The sequence below is a fragment of the Streptococcus sp. DD11 genome, assembly GCF_001578865.1.
GTDB lineage: Bacteria > Bacillota > Bacilli > Lactobacillales > Streptococcaceae > Streptococcus > Streptococcus panodentis.
In genome coordinates this window covers 30392-52649 of the sequence record NZ_KQ969394.1, presented here as the reverse complement: position 1 = coordinate 52649, position 22258 = coordinate 30392, and the positions used below count along the sequence as shown (strand labels likewise).

Annotated in this window: 16 protein-coding genes and 2 pseudogenes; 15 read left to right on the top strand and 3 right to left on the bottom strand. The window is 48.1% G+C overall.

Annotation, left to right across the window (positions count from 1 at the left end):
* The 3 genes and pseudogenes from STRDD11_RS14265 to STRDD11_RS06200 all read left to right on the top strand — a co-directional run.
* Positions 1 to 390 (top strand): annotated as a pseudogene (locus STRDD11_RS14265) (threonine dehydratase); the annotation flags it as partial.
* Positions 391 to 493: 103 nt separating this feature from the next.
* On the top strand, positions 494 to 1387 hold the full coding sequence (locus STRDD11_RS06205) for an SPFH domain-containing protein (protein ID WP_164828406.1): 894 nt from the start codon (positions 494 to 496) through the stop codon (positions 1385 to 1387).
* A gap of 108 nt (positions 1388 to 1495) precedes the next feature.
* On the top strand, positions 1496 to 1711 hold the full coding sequence (locus STRDD11_RS06200; RefSeq protein WP_128836441.1) for a capsule biosynthesis transcriptional regulator: 216 nt from the start codon (positions 1496 to 1498) through the stop codon (positions 1709 to 1711).
* Positions 1712 to 2008: 297 nt separating this feature from the next.
* Here STRDD11_RS06200 and STRDD11_RS06195 read toward each other — a convergent pair whose 3' ends face one another.
* Both STRDD11_RS06195 and STRDD11_RS06190 read right to left on the bottom strand, forming a co-directional pair.
* Positions 2009 to 2749 (bottom strand): amino acid ABC transporter ATP-binding protein, encoded by a 741-nt coding sequence (locus STRDD11_RS06195; protein ID WP_128836439.1) that lies wholly within the window; start codon positions 2747 to 2749, stop codon positions 2009 to 2011.
* On the bottom strand, positions 2746 to 4311 hold the full coding sequence (locus tag STRDD11_RS06190; protein WP_128836436.1) for an ABC transporter substrate-binding protein/permease: 1566 nt from the start codon (positions 4309 to 4311) through the stop codon (positions 2746 to 2748). The genes STRDD11_RS06195 and STRDD11_RS06190 overlap by 4 nt, the downstream gene beginning before the upstream one ends.
* Before the next feature lie 131 nt (positions 4312 to 4442).
* On the opposite strand from STRDD11_RS06190, the gene STRDD11_RS06185 reads away from it, so the two are divergent.
* The 9 genes from STRDD11_RS06185 (at position 4443) to sufB (ending at position 15381) form a co-directional block, all read left to right on the top strand.
* Positions 4443 to 6338: a DUF2207 domain-containing protein gene (locus tag STRDD11_RS06185; protein ID WP_128836434.1), complete on the top strand. Its 1896-nt coding sequence runs from the start codon at positions 4443 to 4445 to the stop codon at positions 6336 to 6338.
* A 252-nt stretch (positions 6339 to 6590) separates the two neighbouring features.
* The gene (locus tag STRDD11_RS06180) at positions 6591 to 7433 is read left to right on the top strand and encodes an undecaprenyl-diphosphate phosphatase (protein ID WP_128836432.1); all 843 of its coding nucleotides are present in this window, start codon (positions 6591 to 6593) and stop codon (positions 7431 to 7433) included.
* Positions 7434 to 7607: 174 nt separating this feature from the next.
* Positions 7608 to 8357 carry an adaptor protein MecA gene (gene mecA, locus STRDD11_RS06175; protein WP_128836429.1) on the top strand — a complete coding sequence of 250 codons (750 nt, stop codon included), beginning with the start codon at positions 7608 to 7610 and terminating at the stop codon, positions 8355 to 8357.
* Positions 8348 to 9514, top strand: a complete 1167-nt coding sequence (locus STRDD11_RS06170; RefSeq protein ID WP_128836427.1) for a glycosyltransferase family 4 protein — start codon at positions 8348 to 8350, stop codon at positions 9512 to 9514. Before mecA ends, STRDD11_RS06170 begins: the two co-directional genes overlap by 10 nt.
* Before the next feature lie 322 nt (positions 9515 to 9836).
* A complete protein-coding gene (gene sufC / locus STRDD11_RS06165) occupies positions 9837 to 10607 on the top strand; it encodes a Fe-S cluster assembly ATPase SufC (RefSeq protein ID WP_128836425.1) in 771 nt (256 codons plus the stop codon).
* A gap of 39 nt (positions 10608 to 10646) precedes the next feature.
* Complete coding sequence (gene sufD, locus STRDD11_RS06160; protein WP_128836423.1) at positions 10647 to 11909, top strand: Fe-S cluster assembly protein SufD; 1263 nt, start codon at positions 10647 to 10649, stop codon at positions 11907 to 11909.
* 74 nt (positions 11910 to 11983) lie between these two features.
* A complete protein-coding gene (locus tag STRDD11_RS06155) occupies positions 11984 to 13216 on the top strand; it encodes a cysteine desulfurase (RefSeq protein ID WP_128836420.1) in 1233 nt (410 codons plus the stop codon).
* Positions 13203 to 13649: a Fe-S cluster assembly sulfur transfer protein SufU gene (sufU, locus tag STRDD11_RS06150; protein ID WP_128836417.1), complete on the top strand. Its 447-nt coding sequence runs from the start codon at positions 13203 to 13205 to the stop codon at positions 13647 to 13649. Before STRDD11_RS06155 ends, sufU begins: the two co-directional genes overlap by 14 nt.
* A gap of 319 nt (positions 13650 to 13968) precedes the next feature.
* Entirely contained in the window at positions 13969 to 15381 is a 1413-nt protein-coding gene (gene sufB, locus STRDD11_RS06145) for a Fe-S cluster assembly protein SufB (protein WP_128836415.1), read from the top strand.
* A gap of 509 nt (positions 15382 to 15890) precedes the next feature.
* Here sufB and pbp3 read toward each other — a convergent pair.
* Positions 15891 to 17162, bottom strand: a complete 1272-nt coding sequence (pbp3, locus tag STRDD11_RS06140; protein WP_128836412.1) for a D-alanyl-D-alanine carboxypeptidase PBP3 — start codon at positions 17160 to 17162, stop codon at positions 15891 to 15893.
* A gap of 258 nt (positions 17163 to 17420) precedes the next feature.
* Between pbp3 and STRDD11_RS06135 the strand changes: the two genes are divergently transcribed.
* From STRDD11_RS06135 to STRDD11_RS06125, 3 genes and pseudogenes are all read left to right on the top strand, one after another.
* Positions 17421 to 19379: a peptide ABC transporter substrate-binding protein gene (locus tag STRDD11_RS06135; protein ID WP_128836410.1), complete on the top strand. Its 1959-nt coding sequence runs from the start codon at positions 17421 to 17423 to the stop codon at positions 19377 to 19379.
* 130 nt (positions 19380 to 19509) lie between these two features.
* Positions 19510 to 21479 (top strand): annotated as a pseudogene (locus tag STRDD11_RS06130) (peptide ABC transporter substrate-binding protein).
* A gap of 219 nt (positions 21480 to 21698) precedes the next feature.
* Positions 21699 to 22258, top strand: a 560-nt coding sequence (locus tag STRDD11_RS06125; RefSeq protein ID WP_241209341.1) for an ABC transporter substrate-binding protein, incomplete at its 3' end; no start/stop codon positions are given.

Here is a 22258-nt window from a genome sequence, read left to right as displayed (position 1 = left end):
AGTATTGCAGCTCTGGAAGTGCTGCGCGAGTACATCAGGGGCAAGACCGTCTGCTGCATCGTTTCCGGCGGCAACAATGACATCAACCGCATGCCGGAGATGGAGGAGCGGGCTCTGATCTACGATGGGATTAAGCATTATTTTGTTGTCAATTTTCCGCAGCGGCCGGGGGCCCTGCGTGAGTTTGTCAATGATATCTTAGGTCCTAATGATGACATTACCCGTTTTGAATACATCAAGCGGGCCAGCAAGGGGACTGGGCCGGTCCTGATTGGGGTTGCTCTGGCTGACAAACATGACTATGCCGGCTTGATTAACCGCATTGAACAGTTTGATCCTTCCTTTATCAATCTGAATGGAAATGAGACGCTGTACAATATGCTGGTCTAGATGTCAGACTGTCAAAATATTTTAGCCTAATTTGTATGTTTTTATTTGAAACTTGAAATTAAGTGTGCTAGAATATACTATATTGAATCAAGGAGGCTTGAATATGTTTTTTATCCCATTTTTCTTTGTCATACTGCTGGTGATTGCTCTGCTGTTGCTGATTAGTTCAGTATATGTTGTCCGCCAGCAGTCTGTTGCGATTATTGAGCGCTTTGGACGCTACAATAAGACCAGCAGCAGTGGGATTAATTTTCGTCTGCCTTTAGGAATTGACAAAATAGCAGCCCGGGTTCAGCTGCGTTTGCTGCAAAGTGAAATTATCGTTGAGACCAAGACGCAGGACAATGTGTTTGTAACCATGAATGTTGCGACCCAGTACCGTGTCAATGAAAATAACGTGATTGATGCTTACTACAAACTCATGCGGCCCGAAGCTCAAATCAAATCCTATATCGAAGATGCTCTGCGCTCCTCAGTGCCCAAGCTGACTCTGGATGAGCTCTTTGAAAAGAAAGACGAAATTGCCCTGGAAGTGCAAAAGCAGGTGGCAGAAGAAATGTCGACTTACGGTTATATCATTGTCAAAACCCTGATTACCAAGGTTGAGCCTGACGCTGAAGTCAAGCAGTCAATGAACGAAATCAATGCAGCCCAGCGCAAGCGCGTGGCTGCTCAGGAATTGGCAGAAGCAGACAAGATTAAAATTGTCACAGCAGCTTCTGCGGAAGCTGAAAAGGACCGTCTCCACGGGGTCGGTATCGCAGAGCAGCGGAAAGCAATTGTTGACGGATTGGCAGATTCCATCAAGGAATTGAAAGGGGCCAATATTGAACTGTCAGAAGAACAGATTATGTCCATTCTTTTGACCAATCAATATTTGGATACTTTAAACAATTTTGCGGACAATCCTAACAGCAATACCCTCTTCCTTCCTGCTAATCCAGAAGGGGTCGAAAGCATCAGAACGCAGATACTTTCAGCCCTCAAAGCAAAATAAAGAATATTCAGAATTATTTAATTTGTTTGAATCTAGTTTATTTAAGTTGACAAACTGTATAAAAACAATTATAGTTGTTAATGTAACTAGAATAGAGAGGAGTAAGAAATGGCGAAATCAAATTTTGATAAAGTAGAATCAGTTGTTAGTTGGGTTCGTGATAAGAAAATCACTGGCTACCGTATTAGTAAAGAAACAAACGCACGTGAGATGTCTATTATTGCTCTTGCTCAAGGACGTGCAAAAGTAAAGAACATCTCTTTTGAAACAGCCCTTGGCTTGATTGATTTCTACGACAAAAACCATGAAAAGTTCGAAGACTAATCTTCAAGCAGGCCTAGCCTGATGCTCATTAAATAAAAAACAAGGCGATGATTGCTCATCGTCTTATTTTTTGTTTTATCGTCATTTCGTTTATCTTTTATTCCGTCGTCCCACCGCCTTTCAGGTCAGCAGCTAGAAACGAGGATTTGCGGGCAGCATCGACGACTCCGTCTGACTGATTTTTTGTACGGTATCTTCCAAAAGCTGCCTCCCTCTGCGGGTGAGGACGCAGCCATCATGGGAGTCTGTCCTGCTCTCAAGCGAACAAAGTGAGAAAAGACAAGCTGAACGGCTGTATTATTTCAGGAAACGCTGCAGGAACTCCTTGGTCCGTTCTTCTTTAGGATTGCTGAAGATTTCCTGAGGGCTGCCGGATTCGGCGATGACCCCCTTGTCCATAAAGATGACCCGGCTGGAGACATCGCGGGCAAATTCCATCTCGTGGGTGACGACAATCATGGTCAGCCCTTCCTGAGCCAGATCTTTCATGATCTTCAGGACCTCTCCGACCATTTCAGGGTCCAGAGCAGAAGTCGGCTCATCAAAGAGAATAGCATCGGGGTTCATGGAAAGGGCCCGGGCGATAGCGACCCGCTGTTTCTGTCCTCCTGAGAGCTGCTTGGGCTTGGCCTGCCAGAAGGGCTCCCCCATACCAACCTTGTCGAGGTTCTCCTTGGCGATTTTTTCTGCTTCAGAGCGTTCTCTTTTGAGAACGGTCGTTTGGGCCACGATAGTATTTTCCAGAACGTTGAGATTTTCAAAGAGATTGAAGGACTGGAACACCATGCCCAGCTTTTCCCGATAGTGGGTCAGGTCGTAATTCTGGTCCAGAACATTCTTGCCGCGGTAGAAGATTTCTCCATCCGTCGGTGTCTCCAAGAGATTAATCGAGCGCAGGAAGGTGGATTTTCCGCTTCCGGAGCTGCCGATAATGGAAATGACCTCCCCCTTGTGAACGGTCAGGGAAATATCCTTTAAGACCTCGTTTTCACCGTAGGATTTTTTCAGGTGTTTGATTTCTAAGATGGTTTCTGTCATGATTTCAGTTCTCCTGTCTGCATTTGATTGGCACCAGTTGTGTAATTGTCTGTATCAAAGCGATGTTCAGCATAGCGCAGGATACGCGTGACTGTAAAGGTCAGGACAAAGTAAATGACGGCGATGATTGTAAAGGTCTGGAAATATTGGTAGGTCTGGGTAGCAATGGTATTTCCGGAGAAATAGAGCTCTACCACGGAGATAACATTGAGGACAGAAGTATCCTTGATGTTGATGACAAATTCGTTGCCGGTTGCCGGCAGGATATTGCGGATAACCTGCGGCAGGACAATCTTGCGCATAGTCTGGCCGTGGGTCATGCCCAGTGCTGTTGCAGCCTCAAACTGCCCCTTGTCAACAGCAAAGATACCGCCGCGGACAATCTCGCTCATATAAGCACCGGTATTGATAGACACGATGAAAATAGCAGCGATAGTCCGGTCGATGGAAATGCCGAAAGCCTGAGCTGTTCCGTAGTAGATGACCATGGACTGAACAATCATGGGGGTTCCGCGGAAAATTTCGATATAGACATTTAAGAACCAGCCGAAGAGCTTTTGCAGCAGGGCGAGGAGTTTATTCTTAGAAGCCGGTGCGGTCCGGTAAACGCCGATGAGGAGTCCGATGGCGAGACCTGCGATGGTACCGGTGATGGAGATGAGCAGGGTCAGACCAGCTCCGCGCAGGAACTGCGGCCAGTTTTCCTTGAGGATCTTGGCGACCTGACTGAAGAAAGATTCCTCTGAGTCTGCAGTATTCGTATCTACGGGCTGTTTTGCAATCATGTCATCCATGAGGCTGACCTGCTCTTCCGCTGAAATGCCAGCAATGGCAGCATTCACCTGCTCTATACGGCTGTCGTTCTTGCGCATACCGATGGCGATTGAAGCGTCTTCCTGACCGACTGCAAAGCCCTGTTCAAACTGAATCATCTTGAATTTGGAGTTGGCTGCTTGAGCGGTCAAGGCTTCCGGCCGTTCAGAGATATAGCCGTCGATGACGCCGGATTCTAAGGCTTGGCGCATCTGGGCAAAGTCTCCCATGGCGGTTTCTTTCTTAGCACCGGGCAGCTGCTCAATCAGATTGTAGAGATAGACGCCCTGCTGAGAGGTGATCTTGGCGTTCCTGAAATCTTCCAAGGTCTCAGCATTCGCATATTTGCCTTCTTTGCGAACCAGAACAACCGGCTCGCTGGTGTAGTAGCTGTCAGAAAAGGCAATTTCTTTCTTGCGCTCAGCCGTCGGGCTCATCCCGGCGATAATCATGTCAATCTTGCCGGAGGTCAGGGCTGGAATCAAGCCGTTCCAGGAAGTTTTGACAACGAGCGGTTTCTTGCCCAGTTTCTCGGCAATTTTCTTGGCAATCTGCACATCGTAACCGTTGGCATATTGATTGCTTCCGTCGATTTTAACGGCGCCGTTGGCATCATTATCCTGAGTCCAGTTAAATGGGGCGTAGGCAGCTTCCATTCCGATACGGAGGTAGTCGTCTGCCTGAATGGTTGTTACAGTTCCTAAGGCGATGAGGAGGCCTGTAAACAGTGTGATAAAAATTTTTTTCATGGATTTCTCCTGCTTATCTAATGAGAGTTCCCTCTATTCTACCGAAAAATGCTGCACTTTTCAATCTTGGTAAACCCTTACTTGATAAAAATGATATAATAGAGCAAAGTGTATGGAAAGGATGTGTTTCGATGAAAAAATATCTGTACGGATTGGTCTTCTTTTTGACTTTCTTCTTCGCTGGCAGGGTATCCGCTGTAGATTATGATATTGCGGCTTATCAGGGGGATTTGGAGCTGCATGCGGACAATACGGCTACTTATACAGAGAGGGTAAGCTATCATTTCAATGATAGTTACAATGGACAGATTGTCTCGCTGGGTTCGGCCGGCAAGATGCCTGCTGGCTTTGCTATTGATGCGCAGCCTCTGGTGAGCGCGGAGACCAATGGGCAGCCTGACGGAGATATCCGGCCGGAGATCAAAGATCTGGGTGACGGTTATGAGGTCAAGATTTACAATGCAGGCAGCGATGGCGACAGCGTCGTCGTCACAGTGACTTGGCAGCTGAACAATCTGCTGTTTCTGCATAAGGATATTGCTGAGCTGAATTGGACACCGATCAGTGACTGGGATCAGGGGATGAGGGAAGTGACCCTGACCGTTTCCGGTCTGCCGTCGGGCCTTAATCAGACCGACCTCTTTGTCCATACCGGCTATTTCAGCCGGCCGGCTCTGATTGAGAAAAAGCAAGGAGACTATGAGGTCAAGCTGAGCGGTTTGGGCTCAGGGGACAATGTGGAACTCCATGGCTACTGGGACCGTCAGGCCTTCTCTCAGGTGCCTCTAGCTGAAGGCAGCAGTAATTATCTGGATACCTTTAAGCAGACGGAGGCCAAGATTGCCCGTGATACGGTCTTCTATCGTCAGCTGGGCGAAATCTATCTCCCTTTGCTGGGCCTGCTGTTGCTGCTGGCTGCTGGCTCGGTTTATCTGTTTTTTGCCCATCAAATCAAACCCAAACAATCTTTTCCTAAGAATGCCCGCCTGTATGAAGCGCCTCAGGACCTGGCGCCTCTGGTTCTGGCGGCCAATGTCTATTCGGTGGATATGCAGGAGGTCAATCCAACTTCCGGAAGCGTCGGGGCTGCGCTCAGTTTTGAAAACATGGTGCAGGCTAGTCTGCTGGATTTGCTGGACCGGGGCAATCTGCAGCTCGCAGGTGATGCTGACAATCCAGTCCTGCAGATTGCTTCCCGTGAGAACCTGGCTGAATTTGAGCAGGAATTTCTGAAAATGGCCTTCGGCAGCAAGGAGCAGTCAGGTGTCAAGGAGCTGTTTGCAGAGTATCAGATTTCCGAAGACCTGTATAAGCATAAGTCTTCAGCAGATGAAGACAGGGTTCGGCAGATTGGCAATCGGATCAAATCAATTTTTGGCAGCAGCCTGAGCAGCCTGTCTAAGAAAGTACGCTCTGAAATCAAGCGTCTGAAGCTCTTCAATCACTACCGCCCGCTGAGCAAATCAGAAAAAAGGAGGCTGGGGACCGCCCTTGCCCTTAGCTGCATTTCTTTGCTTCTCTCGGTTGTTTCTTTCTTCTTCCTGCTGTCTAAGGGCGGATTTGTTTGGTACTATATTCCGCTGGCTCTGCTGGCCCTGCTGCTGGGACTGTTTCTTCTCGCCAAGTTTAGCCGTTATTATCGGGACGGTATTCTGAATGAGAAGGGGGCCTATGACTACCATCTTTGGACCAGCTTTTCCAATATGCTGCGGGATATTGCCCATCTGGACAAGACGGAGATTGAGGGAATTATTCTCTGGAACCGCCTGCTGGTCTATGCAACGCTGTTCGGCTATGCCGACCGTGTCAGCAAGGTCATGAGGCTGCGCCAGATCCGCCTGCAAAACCCGTCAATGGACAGTTATGTGCAGGCCAATCTCTATACTCTCTTTTACAGCACTTCTCACAGCTTCTCCAATTATGGGCATGTGGCCTCGACAGCCAGCAACTTCTCTGTTTCATCCAGCGGCAGTTCTGGCGGCGGCTTTTCCGGCGGCGGCGGCGGTGGCGGCGGGGGTGCTTTCTAACTCCCGGCTTGCCTTTTGCCCAAACTGACCAAAATCCAGAAAATGACGGCGGCTTTGCCAGACGGAGGACGCGCTTGCTGTCAATCGAGGCAATGTTCTGCAGGCCTTCCGAATCAATCTTCAGACAGCCTGAAAAGCGCATGACGGCCAAAGTCTTTTAGTGGGTAAAGTTATGCAGAAATACAGTTTTTAAGCCTTTTTCGGCTGAAAATGTGATATAATGAATGTTAAAGCTGTTGCAGGAGTAATCTAATGTTTATTATTGAAATTTTAAAATCGATTATTTACGGAATGGTCGAGGGCATTACGGAATGGCTGCCCATTTCCAGTACCGGCCACCTGATTCTCATTCAGGATTTTATCAAGTACAAGGATGAAAATCCGGCCTTCATGGAAATGTTCAATGTCGTCATCCAGTTGGGCGCCATTCTAGCGGTTGTGGTTATTTACTTTGATAAGCTCAATCCTTTTAAAGCCAGCAAGTCCGCGCGGGAAGTCCGCAGGACCTGGCAGCTATGGGCCAAAGTTGTTGTGGCAGCTTTTCCGGCAGCCTTTATCGGTCTCTTCTTGGATGACTGGTTTGAGGCTCATTTCTACAATCTGGTTTCTGTGTCGCTGATGCTGATTATTTACGGTGCGGCGTTCATCTATCTGGAGAAGCGCCAGCATGAGGAGCCGGCTGTTACAGAATTGGCCAAACTGCCTTATAAAACCGCTCTTTACATCGGCTTCTTTCAGGTGCTGTCCCTCTTTCCGGGGACCAGCCGTTCTGGTGCGACCATTGTCGGCGGTCTGCTCAATGGTGTCAGCCGCTCGGTTGTGACAGAGTTCACCTTCTATCTGGGCATTCCCATCATGTTCGGTGCCAGCGGCGTAAAGATTCTCAAGTTCATACTGAAGGGCAATACGCTGGGCTTGGGCCAGCTGTTTCTGCTGCTGGTGGCTATGGGCGTTGCTTTCGGGGTCAGCCTGTATGTCATCCGCTTCCTGACAGACTATGTCAAAAAGCACGACTTTACTATTTTCGGTCAGTATCGGATTGGCTTAGGGGCTCTGCTCTTAGTGTATGCAGCCATTAAGGCTCTCTTTGCCTGATAAGAGGTTGGGAAATCCCAGCCTCTTTTTTTGCCTCAGCCTGGTCATCGTCGATTTTCAAAGAGGATGAAATGTTCCGAAAGTTGGAAACCCTGTCTTTGACGCAAGCAATCTTTTGAAATAAAGGGGAAAGTTTAGTATAATGGAAAGACTAGAAGAGTATGAGGTAGAGATATGGAAATGAAACAGATCAGTGAATCAACCATTAAGATTACGATTCAGCTGGAGGACTTGGAAGAGCGCGGTATGGAAATGGCGGATTTTTTGGTTCCGCAGGAAAAGACCGAGGAATTCTTTTATACGATTTTAGATGAACTGGAGATGCCGGAAAACTTTCTGGACAGCGGTATGCTCAGCTTTCGGGTGACTCCCAAGCCTGACAAAGTAGACGTATTTGTCACCAAGTCCAAACTGGATAAAAACCTGAGTTTTGAGGATTTGGCGGACCTGCCGGACATGGAGGAGCTGTCACATATGTCTCCGGATGAATTTTTAAAGACCTTGGAAAAAAGCATCTTTGAAAAGAGCAAGGAGGACATAGAGGCCGTCCAGTCTCTGGAAACTGCGGAAGCAGCAGAGGAAAATCAGATTTCCGAGGAGCCGGCGGACGGCCGGTCTGACAGCGGAGAGCGGTATATCTACTACATTCTGCGCTTTGCGGATGTGAGGGAGGCCGTTGCCTTTGCCAAAACAGTCGACTATAAGACCGATCTGTCGGAGTTATACAAGTATGATTCGGCTTATTACCTGACTATTTTGGTCGATGTAGAAGGTTTTCCAGAGCTTTATCCGGCTTGGCTTTTAGCAAAAATGCGTGAATTTGCAGAGGATTCAGATATTACGCGGGCAGTTTTGCAGGAACACGGCCATCTTTTATTGGTGACGGATGCCATTCCAAATCTGCAAAAGGTTGAATGCTTATGATTGCTTTTCCTTTGAAATTTATTCTGGTTTTGCTGGGGACCTTTTTTATCGGAGTCTTTCTGACTCCGCTGGTACGGCTCTTAGCTTTTAAAATCGGTGCTGTTGACTATCCCAATGCCAGGCGGATTAATAAAAAACCCATGCCCAGCAGCGGCGGTTTGGCTATTGTCACGGCTTTTTCTGTCTCTGTTCTGTTTTTAATGCCTCCGATTATCCATCTTGAGTTTTTGGGGCAGACTTATGTAGATTATGTCTGGCCGGTCGTGCTGGGCGGCGCTATTATCGCCCTGACCGGTTTGATTGATGACATAAAAGAGCTGTCTCCGGTCCTGAAAATGAGCGGGATTGTTCTGGCTGCCAGTCTCATCTGGTGGCTGACAGATTTCCGCTTGGATGATTTTAAGATTCCCTTCGGCGGCCCCATGCTTCACTTTGAGCCTTGGCTGTCCTATATTCTGACAGTTGTCTGGATTATTTCCATTACCAATGCTGTCAATCTGATCGACGGTCTGGACGGCTTGGTCAGCGGGGTTTCGATCATTTCGCTGGTAACCATGGGGATTGTTTCTTACTTTTTCCTGCCTCAGCATAATCTCTTTCTGACTTTGACGATTTTTGTTCTGGTCATGTCCATTGCCGGTTTCTTTCCCTACAATTACCATCCGGCCATTATTTACTTGGGGGATACAGGGGCGCTTTTTATCGGTTTCATGATTGCGGTCCTGTCTCTGCAGGGGCTGAAAAATGCCACCGCTGTTGCAGTCGTGACACCTATGATTATTCTGGGCGTTCCTATTACCGATACGTTTTTGGCCATTATCCGCCGGACTCTGTCCGGTCAGAAATTCTACACTCCGGATAAGCACCATCTGCATCACAGGCTGCTGTCGCTGGGACTGACCCATCGGGGGACGGTGCTGGTCATCTACGGTATATCTCTGGTCTTTGCCATGATTTCCCTCCTGCTCAATGTTTCCAGCCGGATTGGGGGCGTGCTGCTGATAATCGGCCTGCTGCTGGGAGTGGAGCTCTTTGCTGAGCTGGTCGGGGTTTTAGGCCCCAATCGGACGCCTCTGCTCAATATTCTCCGCTTTATCGGCAATTCTTCCTATCGGGAAGAGATTCGCCGCAAGTGGCAGAAAAAACAGGATAAATAAGAATTATTCTAAACAAAATCAAAGCCTTTTAGGCTTTTTTTTGGTATACTAAAGAGAGTATAGCAGCCGCTTGGACTGCCCCGCAGAGCCTCTGCTGGTTGTCGATAAGGCAAGCCAAGTTTGATGTCAGAGCAGCGGCCTGTAAGACTTGATGGTTCAGCGAATGAGCAGCCGCTCAGCAGTGCTTCTTGGCGCTCAAGCGTCTAATGAACTGTGCAGGGGGAAGAAGACGGCAGGATGGCCATCCGCAGGAGTGCTGCAGCGAAGGGCCGGACGAGAGCGATACCAAGGGCTGAAAGGCAAAAAAGAAAGGAACAGAGCGATGTCTGTATTAGAAGTCAAGGATCTTCATGTAGAAATTGAAGGCAAGAAAATTCTTAAGGGAGTCAATATGACCCTGAGAACCGGAGAAGTAGCTGCCATTATGGGGCCCAACGGAACGGGGAAATCCACTCTGTCGGCTGCCATTATGGGCAACCCCAACTATGAGGTGACGCAGGGGGAGGTCCTTTTTGACGGTGTCAATATCCTGGAGCTGGAAGTGGACGAACGGGCCCGTATGGGGCTTTTCCTGGCTATGCAGTACCCCAGTGAAATCCCTGGCATTACCAATGCAGAGTTTCTGCGGGCAGCCATGAATGCCGGCAAGGAAGAAGAGGAGAAGATTTCTGTCCGTGATTTTATCATGAAACTGGATGAGAAAATGGCCCTGCTCAATATGAAAGAAGAAATGGCCGAGCGCTACCTCAACGAAGGCTTCTCCGGCGGTGAAAAGAAACGCAATGAAATCCTGCAGCTGCTCATGCTGGAGCCGACCTTTGCGCTCTTGGATGAAATCGACTCCGGTCTGGACATCGATGCCCTGAAAGTCGTTTCCAAAGGGGTCAATGCCATGCGCGGTGAAGGCTTCGGCGCTATGATTATCACACACTATCAGCGGCTGCTCAACTACATCACACCGGATGTGGTCCATATCATGATGGACGGCAGGGTGGTCCTTTCCGGCGGACCGGAACTGGCAGTTCGCTTGGAAAAAGAAGGCTATGCTCAGCTGGCCGAAGAACTGGGCTTTAACTACCAAGAAGAAGCTTAGTCAGCATTCTTTTGACTTGATAAAAGATAGGAGAATGACATGACCAAAGAAACGATTCAAGAATTTTCACAGCTCCATGCCGAGCCTGACTGGCTGTTCAGCCTGCGGCAGCAAGCTTTTGACAAGATGGATGAGCTGGAATTGCCCCATATTGAGCGGGTTAAGTTCCACCGCTGGAATCTAGGCGACGGCACCATTTCTGACAGCGAGCCGCTGGCCAGCGTTCCGGATTTTACAGCTCTGGACAATCATTTAAAACTTGTTCAGGTCGGCACTCAGACTGTTCTGGAACAGCTGCCGGCAGATCTGGCTGAGCAGGGGGTTGTCTTTACGGACTTCCACTCAGCTCTGGAAGAAATTCCGGAATTGCTCGAAAAGCATTTTATGTCCTCCGTCCGTTTTGATGAGGACAGGCTGGCAGCCTACCATACGGCTTATTTTAACAGCGGGGCGGTTCTGTATATCCCTGACAATGTTGAAATTGACCAGCCTATAGAAGGGATTTTTTACCAGGACAGTGACAGCGCTGTTCCTTTTAACAAGCACATTCTGATTATTGCCGGCCGGCACAGCAAACTCAGCTATCTGGAACGCCTGGAGACTTACGGTCAAGGCACTGTACCTGCGACGGCCAATATCACGGTGGAAGTCATTGCTCAGGCCGGTGCGCAGATTAAGTTTTCTGCCATTGACCGCTTGGGTGAAAACGTTACTGCTTATATCAGCCGCAGGGGCAAGCTGGACCATGATGCCATGATTGACTGGGCTATCGGGGTTATGAATGAAGGCAATGTGGTAGCTGACTTTGACAGCGACCTCTATGGTAAGGGCAGCCATGCAGATATGAAAGTCGTGGCCCTATCGAGCGGCAAGCAGGTGCAGGGGATTGATACGCGAGTGACCAACTACGGCTGCAATTCCATCGGCAATATCCTGCAGCACGGAGTGATTCTGGAGAGGGGAACCCTGACCTTCAATGGTATAGGCCATATTATCAAGGGAGCCAAAGGAGCGGATGCCCAGCAGGAAAGCCGGGTGCTGATGCTGTCTGATCAGGCCCGCTCAGATGCCAATCCGATTCTTCTGATTGATGAAAATGATGTAACAGCCGGACATGCGGCCTCAATCGGGCAGGTGGATCCCGAAGATATGTATTACCTCATGAGCAGGGGGCTGGACAAGGCCACGGCCGAGCGCTTGGTGGTCCGCGGCTTCTTAGGCTCTGTCATTGTGGAAATTCCGGTCAAGGAAGTTCGTGATGAGATGATTGAGAATATTGATATTATTCTCGCTAAGAAATAAAAATCAGGCAGGGGCTGCGGCTGCTTTAAGAAGCACTGCGGAGGCCCCTGTTCATTTGATAGATAGGAGCAACCATGGCTAAATTTGATGCAGAACTGATCCGGAAGGATTTTCCCATTTTAGACCAAATCGTCAACGACGAACCCTTGGTCTATCTGGACAATGCTGCGACAACCCAGAAGCCCAAGCAGGTGGTGGCAGCCATGCGGGACTACTATGAAAAGGACAATGCCAATGTCCATCGCGGCGTTCATACCTTGGCTGAGCGGGCCACCGCAGCCTATGAAGCAGCCCGGGAAAGGGTGCGTTCTTTTATCAATGCGGCCTCTAGCAGAGAAGTGCTCTTTACCAGAGGGACCACGACGGGACTGAATTGGGCGGCACAGTTTGCTGCACAAAAGCTGCAGCCGGGCGATGAAGTGCTGATTTCCGTCATGGAGCATCACTCCAATCTTATCCCCTGGCAGGAGGCCTGCCGCCGGACAGGCGCCCAGCTGCGTTATGTCTATCTCAAGGACGGAGCGCTTGATTTGGAAGATCTAAAGGACAAACTGAGCGAGCGGACCAAGTTTGTGGCTCTGGCTCATGCTTCCAATGTCCTGGGAGTAATCAATCCAATCAAAGAAATTGCCCAGCTGGTGCATCAAAAAGGAGGTCTTCTGGTGGTGGATGGTGCTCAGTCCGCTCCCCACATGCGCATTGATGTTCAGGAGCTGGGTGCTGATTTCTTTGCCTTTTCCGGCCATAAAATGCTGGGGCCCACCGGTATTGGGGTTCTCTACGGCAGGAAAGAGCTGCTGGAGGAGATGTCACCGGTAGAATTTGGCGGCGAGATGATTGACTTTGTCTATGAGCAGGAAGCAACCTGGAAGGAGCTGCCCTGGAAATTTGAAGCAGGAACGCCCAATATGGCCGGTGCCATCGGTCTGGCTGCTGCGATTGATTATCTGGAAGCACTCGGTCTGGATGCAGTTGAGCAGCATGAACAGGAATTGCTGGCCTATCTCTTTCCTAAGCTGCAGGCCGTGGAAGGGCTGACCATCTATGGTTCGCAGGATTTGTCCCAGCGCTCAGGCGTCATCGCCTTTAATCTGGAAGGGCTCCACCCTCATGATGTTGCGACGGCTCTTGACTATGAGGGAGTTGCTGTACGGGCCGGCCACCACTGTGCCCAGCCTCTGCTCAGCCATCTGGGACTGGCAGCGGCTGTACGGGCCAGTCTGTATATCTATAACAGCAAGGCTGACTGCGACAAACTGGTGGAGGCCTTGGAAAAGACAAAGGAGTTTTTCAATGGCACTTTCTAAGCTAGACAGTCTCTATAAGGCGGTGGTGACAGACCACTCCGCCCATCCCCACCATCAGGGCCGGCTGGAAGATGCCGAGCAGGTCAGTCTCAACAATCCGACCTGCGGGGATGTCATCAGCCTGTCTGTTAAATTTAATGATCAGGACCGGATTGAAGATCTTGCCTTTGTCAATTCCGGCTGCACCATTTCTACGGCCTCAGCCAGTATGATGACAGATGCCGTTTTGGGGAAGACCAAAGCAGAAGCTCTGGACTTGGCAGAGATTTTCTCTCTCATGGTTCAGGGGCAGGCTGACCCGCGTCAAAAAGAGCTGGGAGATGCTGCTTTCTTGGCGGGTGTTGCCAAATTTCCGCAGCGAATCAAATGCGCGACTTTAGGCTGGAACGCTCTCAAGCGGGCTATCGCTGCAGATGCTGAAATAGGTGAATAGAGTCATTGAGTTTATCTTTGATGGTGTTGCTAGCAACAGCCTGCCAGACTGTTGGAGGCTGTCTCAGCCTCACCCGCTCTATGCTTTGGATACTGGCTTGGTGTCCGCAGCATCAAAGCAGTGCCTCGGGCAGCCTGCGCTCGTTTTCGATACTGGGTGTGTTGAGACGATTCGCCTCCTACAAGCCGCTGTGAAGGAGTCAGAGAAAGCCCCTTTGGAGTGCTTCTGCCATGATGGGGGATCCGCTTGTCTGCCGGCTCCTTTCCGAGCGGGCATTCAAAATAGTTTGCGTATAAATCTAAGGATATGAAAGGAAAATATGTCAGAAGAAAGAGTAGAGCCAAAACCGATTGATCTCGGTGATTATAAATTTGGTTTTCATGATGATGTCGATCCAGTCCTATCGACTGGTAAGGGGCTCAGCGAAGCGGTGATTCGTGAGCTGTCCGCAGCCAAGGAGGAGCCGGAATGGATGCTGGATTTCCGGCTCAAATCCTATGAGGCTTTCAAGAAAATGCCCATGCAGAAGTGGGGGCCGGATCTGTCAGAGATTAACTTTGACGACCTGATTTACTACCAAAAGGCCTCTGATAAGCCAGCTAGAAGCTGGGATGAGGTGCCGGAAAAAATCAAGGAAACCTTTGAGAAGATTGGGATTCCCGAAGCGGAACGGGCCTATCTGGCAGGAGCTGCAGCCCAGTACGAATCCGAAGTGGTTTACCACAATATGAAGGAAGAATTTCAGAAGCTGGGGATTGTCTTTACCGATACCGACTCTGCACTCAAGGAATATCCTGAGCTTTTCAAGCAGTATTTTGCCAAGCTGGTTCCGCCGACCGATAATAAACTGGCAGCTCTCAACTCAGCTGTTTGGTCGGGCGGTACCTTTATCTATGTGCCCAAAGGAGTCAAGGTGGATATTCCTCTGCAGACCTATTTCCGGATTAACAATGAAAATTCCGGCCAGTTTGAACGGACCTTGATTATTGTGGATGAGGGGGCCAGCGTGCACTATGTGGAAGGCTGTACAGCGCCGACCTATTCCAGCAACAGCCTGCATGCGGCTATTGTTGAGATTTTTGCTCTGGATGGCGCTTATATGCGCTATACAACCATTCAGAACTGGTCGGACAATGTCTACAATCTGGTGACTAAGCGGGCACGGGCTATGAAGGATGCCACTGTGGAGTGGATTGACGGCAATCTGGGCGCTCGCACGACCATGAAGTATCCGTCTGTCTATTTGGACGGTCCCGGAGCGCGTGGGACTATGCTGTCCATCGCTTTTGCCAATACCAATCAGCACCAGGATACAGGAGCCAAGATGATTCACAATGCGCCGCATACCAGCTCCTCTATCGTCTCCAAGTCCATTGCCAAGGGCGGAGGCAAGGTAGACTACCGCGGTCAGGTGACTTTTGGCAAGCAATCGCAGAAGTCCGTCAGCCATATCGAGTGTGATACGATTATCATGGATGATATTTCTGCGTCAGATACCATTCCTTTCAATGAAATTCACAATTCTCAGGTAGCTCTGGAACACGAAGCCAAGGTTTCTAAGATTTCGGAGGAGCAGCTCTACTATCTCATGAGCCGCGGCTTGTCCGAATCCGAAGCGACTGAGATGATTGTCATGGGCTTTGTTGAACCCTTCACCAAGGAGCTGCCCATGGAATATGCTGTTGAGCTTAACCGCTTGATTAGCTACGAAATGGAAGGTTCGGTGGGTTAGAAAAGTTGGGGAAACCTTTCTGCCTCGCTATCTCGTTTCTAGGTTCGGGCTGAGGCTGGGACAGCCTCCCATGATGGCTGCGCCCTCACCCACAGAGGGAGCTATCTTTGGGAAGATACCGTATAAGACTCCCACTCCCCCGGACTGAACGAAAGTCGAGGCTGAGACAAAAGTCTTTCAGTCTCGCTTTGTTTTGGTAAAAAACTTTTGACGCGGTAGCTGATTGGACTTTTTGTTCGTCTTTTAGACTCCAAAAAGCTCCTAATCATCCTCGCGGGGCTGGGAGTGAAAAGGTCTGGGAGACCTTTTCAGCCTGAGCTTAGAAACAAAAGAGTGAAGGGAACTAAATTTTTAAAAATTTAGTTCTGTCCCACCGCCTTTATCTCCAACCTCCAACAGTCCTTCCGGGCTGTTGGAGCAAAGCGGGTTAACAAAGCAATAAAAGATGAACTAACTGACGATAAAAAAAGCAAGAGCCGGTTTCCGCTCTTGCTTTTTCGCAATCTTTTCTATAGTTTTTCATTGACATAGCGGACAAAATCATTCCACCAGACCTTAAAGAAAATGCTTTTTTCTACATCATTGCCTGCGACCATGGTGACCGAAGGCGATTTGTTTTCTAGGTAGCCCTGGCCGATTGGTTCTGGGTCTGTATAGGTCAGGGTTCCGACCTCTGTATCTTTTTTCAGCGGTGCCTGAAAGCCTTTTTTGTCCGTTGAAAATTCAATCTTATGCTCGGCCTGATTGCTGATGCGCTCAACAATGGTAAAGTCCTTGCTGGCGACAGCTGTCACAGTCTCTTGCTTGCCATCAATGACAGTGGCCTTGCTTTTATTATAAGCTTCGCCCTCCGCAACGATTGTCGTCTGGGTGAAGTTTTGCGAAACATAATTCATCAGAGCGGCTGTAGCCACAAAGCGGGCATAGGGGTCACCGTCCGTTTGCTCCACGCCCAGCACGACGGTAATCATTCGGATGCCATTTTCGCTGGTGCTGGCGACAAAGGAGGAGCCCCCCTTATCCGAACCGCCGGTCTTCAGTCCGTCCACGCCTGAGCGGAAGTTTGTCTGATTTTCCAGCATAAAATTATAGCTTTCCAGATTCATATCTGCAAATTTCACGGTGGCCTTGGAAGTAATATCGGTTACCTGCGGATAATCAAGAATCAGATGCCGGCTGATTACAGCTACATCATAAGCGCTGAATTTGTTTTCTGTGTCTTTGCTTTTTTGCGTCTGAGGAGCAGCGGTGCTGGCAGAGCTTTCTTCCTCGGCTGTTTCTTCCAGCAGCAGAGTGTTGAGCCCGGTAGAGTTCACGATAGTAGCATCTTCGATTCCCCACTCCTTGAGCTTGGCTTTCATCATTTGGACAAAATTTTCCTCGCTGCCGCCTACTTTTTCGGCCAAGGCCAGCGTTGCGCCATTGGCGCTGGACACCAGAGAAGCAGTTATCAGGTCCTTGACCTTGTAGCGTCTGGCTTCCAAAGGGACATTGCTGATATCGGTGCCGACCGACAAATGATAGGCTGTGTCTGAAATATCCACATAAGTATCGGCCGTCAGCTGCCCTTTGTCAATCGCTTCATAGACCAGATAGACGGTCAGGAGATTGGTGATAGAGCCTACCTCAATGGGGCTGCTGCTATCTTTCTCATAGAGAATCTTTCCGGAAGTTGCATCGACTGCGATAGCGCTTTTGGCGGCTGCATTGTAGTCATCAGCGGCTGCTTTGCCTGCGGTCAGGGCAATCAGCAGGATTATAGATAGAAAAAATCGTTTCATAGTTTTCCCCTCATACAAGATATAACCATTGTATCATAAAAATCTCCTTTCTTTCACAAATATGAAATAGACTGTTTGCTTTAACCGAATTTTTATAAAGCGGCTTTAAAATAAATATGATAGTATTTTTGAAAATTATGTGAAAAACACAGTTAATTGAGCTAAAAAATAGAAATTTATTATTTTTTACATAAAGCATTTGTTTTTATAAAAAAATATTGTATAATAATACAATACAAATTGAGAAGGAGATCGCTCATGAAAAAATCGAAATGGCTAACCATTACTGGCCTTGTAGCTGCATCAGCCCTCTTTTTGACGGCCTGCGGTAGTTCAAGCTCCAGTTCAGTCAAGACCTATTCTTATGTTTATCAGACAGACCCTGATACATTGGATTATGTCAACTCAAATCGGGCTTCTACTGCTGATATTATTTCAAACTTGGTAGATGGTCTTATGGAAAATGATGAATACGGAAATCTTATCCCTTCTATCGCGGAAGACTGGTCCGTTTCCAAGGATGGTCTGACTTATACCTACAAGCTGCGCAAGGATGCCAAATGGTATACATCAGATGGTGAAGAATATGCTGATGTAACGGCCAAAGACTTTGTGACGGGTCTGAAACATGCTGCAGATGAAAAATCAGAAGCTCTCCCGATTGTGCAGTCTTCGATCAAAGGCCTGGATGCTTATGTCAAGGGCGAGTCAACAGACTTTTCGACGGTCGGTGTCAAAGCCGTAGATGATCACACGGTTGAATACACCTTAAACGAGCCTGAAAGCTACTGGAATTCCAAGACGACCATGGGCATTCTCTTCCCTATCAATGAAGAATTTCTGAAATCTTCTGGTAAAGAGTTCGGTACTGTCAAACCTTCCGGACTGCTTTACAATGGGCCTTATATTTTGAAAGCCTATACTTCTAAGTCTGTCATTGAATATTCTAAAAACCAAAGCTACTGGGACAAGGACAATGTCGAGATCGAAGATGTCAAGCTGACCTACTATGACGGGTCAGATCAGGAATCACTGGTCCGCAATTTCTCAGACGGAGCCTACACGCAGGCTCGGCTGTATCCGACAAGCTCTAACTATACTTCTGTCGAAAAGCAGTACAAAGACAATATTATCTTTACACCGCAGAACTCTTCCAGTTATTTCTTCAGCTTTAACCTGAACCGTCAGTCTTACAACCACTCTTCTAAAACAGATGCACAAAAAGCTGCCGCTAAGGCTGCAATCCAAAATAAAGACTTCCGTCAGGCTATCAATTTTGCCTTTGACCGCACGTCCTTCGGAGCGCAGATCAACGGAGAAGAAGGGGCGACTAAGATTATCCGAACGCTCCTGGTGCCTCCTAGCTTCGTTCAAGTAGACGGCAAAGATTTCTCTGATGCGGTTGAAAGTCAGCTTTCTGCTTACGGCGATGAATGGTCTGGTGTGAAATTGGCTGATGCCCAAGACAGTATCTATAATGCCGATAAGGCCAAGGCAAAAATTGCCAAAGCCAAAGAAACTCTGCAGGCAGAAGGAGTTGAATTCCCTATCCATCTGGATATTCCGGTGGACCAGTCAGATAAGATTGCCGTACAGCGGACCAACTCTTTCAAACAATCTGTGGAAGCAGCGCTTGGTCAGGAGAATGTTGTGATTGATGTGCAGCAACTGTCGACAGATGACTACGACAATGCAGCTTACTTTGCGGAAACGGCTGCCCAAAAAGACTATGACCTCAATATGTCCGGCTGGTCAGCAGACTATCAGGATCCGTCAACTTATCTGAACATCTTTAATCCGGAAACAGGTGATATTTTGGATAATATCGGTCTGGAAAAAGGGAAAAATCAGGATATCGTTGCCAAAGTTGGCTTGAATGACTATAAAGATCTGTTGGATGCGGCTGATAAAGAAAAGCAAGATACCAACAGCCGTTATACCAAGTATGCAGCGGCACAGGCTTGGCTGACAGACAGCTCGATTGTGATTCAGAGCGTTTCTGCCGGTGCTTCTCCTATGGTTCAGAAGGTGACGCCATTTACAAAACCATACTCCTATGTCGGAATCAAAGGGGATCTCTATGTATTCAAACATATGAAGATCCAAGAAGACATTGTAACGACCAAAGACTACGAAGCAGCTCTTGAAAAGTGGGAAAAAGAAAAGGAAAAATCCAATAAAAAAGCCCAAGAAGAGCTTGAAAAGCATATCAAATAAAGCAAGAAAGAGTTTGAGACAGCCTTGTCTCCAGCTCTTTTTTGCATATTTTTCAGTCTGTTAAAGCGTTTACATATCTTGAGGGACGTGCTATAATGAAGGTAATCTTTAGGAAAACTGGAGGAAGTTTATGAAAGCATCTAAGTTAGCTGCAGCGACTGGGCTGATGGTTCTCTCTGCGGGGATTCTGGCAGCTTGTTCGTTTGGCGGCTCCAATTCATCTGGAAAAAACTATAGTTATGTTTATACCGCAGATCCAGATACGCTGGATTACACTGTGTCCAATAAGCGAGCAACCAACGAGATCATGGCTAATGTAGTGGATGGTTTGCTGGAAAACGATCAGTATGGGAACTTGGTGCCTTCTCTAGCAGAGGATTGGACGGTTTCAAAAGACGGTCTGACTTATACTTATCAGCTTCGTAAGGGAGTGAAATGGTATACTTCTGATGGTGAAGAGTATGCAGATGTGACTGCTCAGGACTTTGTGACCAGTCTGAAGCATGCGGCAGACAGCCAGTCTGACGGCCTCTACATCGTTCAGAAATCGATTAAGGGTCTGGATGATTATGTCAACGGGAAGATCAAAGACTTCTCCCAAGTGGGCGTCAAGGCGGTGGATGACTCGACAGTCCAATACACCCTGAATCAGCCGGAAAGTTATTGGAATTCTAAGACCACTATGGGGATTCTCTTCCCCGTCAATGAAGAGTTTCTGGAATCAAAAGGCAATCAGTTTGCGCAAGGGACGGATCCGACCAGTGTCCTCTACAACGGCCCTTTTATCCTGAAGTCCATCACTTCCAAATCTCAGATCAGCTTGGAGAAAAATCCAAATTACTGGGATAAGGAGAAGGTGAACGTTGACAATGTCAAATTTTCTTACTATGACGGTCAGGATACCGAATCGCTCGTGCGCGGCTTTTCTGACGGCAACTATACCATTGCGCGGGTCTTCCCAAATGGCTCTAACTTTGCCAGTGTGAAGAAACAGTATGGTGAGAATATCGTCTACACGCCTCAAGGTTCAGGAACTTTCGTTGTCACGACGAATATTGATCGTCAGTCTTATGAGCACACCTCCAAAACCACAGAGGCGCAGAAATCTTCTGCCAAGAAGGCACTGCTCAATAAGGATTTCCGTCAGGCTCTGCTTTTTGCCTTTAATCGGACCGCCTACTCTGCTCAGATTAACGGAGAAGAAGCAGCAGACAAGCAGCTTCGCAACACCTTTGTGCCGCCGACTTTTGTTCAGGCGAATGGCCAAGAGTTTGGCAGCATCGTAGAGGAAAATCTAGCCGGCTACGGTGATGAGTGGAAGGGTGTCACACTAGACGATGCGCAGGATGGCCTTTATAATCCAGACAAGGCCAAGGCGGAACTTGCCAAAGCCAAAGAAGCTCTTCAGGCCGAAGGAGCAGAATTCCCTATTCATCTGGATATTCCCGTCAGCTCGGCAGACACCAATGGCGTTAAGGGTGTGCAGTCGCTGAAGCAGTCCATCGAAGCCAATCTTGGCTCAGACAATGTGGTGATTGACATTCAGCAGATAACGGACGATGAGCTCAATAATATCACCTACTTTGCAACGTCAGCGTCTCAGCAAGATTGGGATTTGAATAATAATCTTGGCTGGTCGCCGGATTATAACGATCCATCTTCTTATCTGGAAATTACAAATTCCAAGACAGGGGAAAGTGCCGATAGCTACTTTGGTTTTGACTCTGGGACGGACAATGCAGCCGCTAAACAGGCTGGCTTTGAAGAGTATGACAGGCTTTTGGAAGACGCCGCTGCAGAAAATGAGGATATTAACAAACGCTACGAAAAATATGCGGCAGCACAGGCCTGGCTGACCGACAGTGCCCTTCTGATTCCAGCTTGGTCATCCGGTGCAACACCAAGCGTTCGTAAGGTTGTTCCGTTCTCAGGGCCATTTGCTTGGACTGGAAGCAAAGGTGAATACAGTTTTAAATATGTTAAAATCCAAGACAAAGCAGTGACGGCCAAAGAATTTGAACAAGCGCGCAAAAAGTGGCTGAAGGAAAAGAAAAATCCAATAAAAAAGCCCAAGAAGAGGCCGAGGAACATGTGAAATAAAAAGAGACTCCCATCCTAGCAGCGGTGGGAGTCTTGTGTTTGATGAAAATCGCCAGCAAGTCAACAGGCTCTGCCAGTCTCAGGGCATATCAGAAAAGCCGAAGCTCAGCTGCTGAGGCTAGTGAGATACCATAATATTCTGAAAATTTAGTTTACTTTTGATTGCGGATATGCTATAATCTTAATTAAATCTAAAAATATAACAGATGGAGAACCCATATGAAAAAAAGCAAAGTTCTTGCCTTAGCAGGGGCTGCTCTCCTTGCAGCTGGTTTCCTTGCGGCATGCTCTGGCTCTAGCTCCAGTTCAAGCAGCGAATCAAAAGCCTTTAATTACCTGTATGAAGCTGACCCTGAAAATTTGAATTACCTGATTTCAAGCAAGGCTTCCACAACAGATTTGACTGCTAATCTGATTGACGGGTTGCTGGAAAATGATACTTATGGAAATCTGGTGCCATCTATTGCGGAAGATTGGACTGTTTCCCAAGACGGACTGACCTATACCTACAAACTCCGTAAAAACGCTAAATGGTACACATCTGATGGCGAAGAATATGCCGATGTCAAAGCAGAAGATTTTGTGACCGGTCTCAAGTATGCGGCTGATAACAAGTCAGAAACCCTGTATTTGGTTCAGAATTCTGTCAAGGGTCTGAAAGATTATATCGACGGCAAAATCAAAGATTTCTCTGAAGTAGGCGTCAAAGCGGTGGATGACCACACTGTCCAGTACACGCTGAATGAAGCAGAAAGCTTCTGGAATTCGAAGACGGTTAT

Excerpts from the sequence above, each read along its gene's own strand:
- STRDD11_RS06205 (WP_164828406.1), top strand. The coding sequence starts at position 494 with ATGTTTTTTATCCCATTTTTCTTTGTCATACTGCTGGTGATTGCTCTG.
- STRDD11_RS06200 (WP_128836441.1), top strand. The coding sequence starts at position 1,496 with ATGGCGAAATCAAATTTTGATAAAGTAGAATCAGTTGTTAGTTGGGTT.
- STRDD11_RS06195 (WP_128836439.1), bottom strand. The coding sequence starts at position 2,749 with ATGACAGAAACCATCTTAGAAATCAAACACCTGAAAAAATCCTACGGT.
- STRDD11_RS06190 (WP_128836436.1), bottom strand. The coding sequence starts at position 4,311 with ATGAAAAAAATTTTTATCACACTGTTTACAGGCCTCCTCATCGCCTTA.
- STRDD11_RS06185 (WP_128836434.1), top strand. The coding sequence starts at position 4,443 with ATGAAAAAATATCTGTACGGATTGGTCTTCTTTTTGACTTTCTTCTTC.
- STRDD11_RS06180 (WP_128836432.1), top strand. The coding sequence starts at position 6,591 with ATGTTTATTATTGAAATTTTAAAATCGATTATTTACGGAATGGTCGAG.
- mecA (WP_128836429.1), top strand. The coding sequence starts at position 7,608 with ATGGAAATGAAACAGATCAGTGAATCAACCATTAAGATTACGATTCAG.
- STRDD11_RS06170 (WP_128836427.1), top strand. The coding sequence starts at position 8,348 with ATGCTTATGATTGCTTTTCCTTTGAAATTTATTCTGGTTTTGCTGGGG.
- sufC (WP_128836425.1), top strand. The coding sequence starts at position 9,837 with ATGTCTGTATTAGAAGTCAAGGATCTTCATGTAGAAATTGAAGGCAAG.
- sufD (WP_128836423.1), top strand. The coding sequence starts at position 10,647 with ATGACCAAAGAAACGATTCAAGAATTTTCACAGCTCCATGCCGAGCCT.
- STRDD11_RS06155 (WP_128836420.1), top strand. The coding sequence starts at position 11,984 with ATGGCTAAATTTGATGCAGAACTGATCCGGAAGGATTTTCCCATTTTA.
- sufU (WP_128836417.1), top strand. The coding sequence starts at position 13,203 with ATGGCACTTTCTAAGCTAGACAGTCTCTATAAGGCGGTGGTGACAGAC.
- sufB (WP_128836415.1), top strand. The coding sequence starts at position 13,969 with ATGTCAGAAGAAAGAGTAGAGCCAAAACCGATTGATCTCGGTGATTAT.
- pbp3 (WP_128836412.1), bottom strand. The coding sequence starts at position 17,162 with ATGAAACGATTTTTTCTATCTATAATCCTGCTGATTGCCCTGACCGCA.
- STRDD11_RS06135 (WP_128836410.1), top strand. The coding sequence starts at position 17,421 with ATGAAAAAATCGAAATGGCTAACCATTACTGGCCTTGTAGCTGCATCA.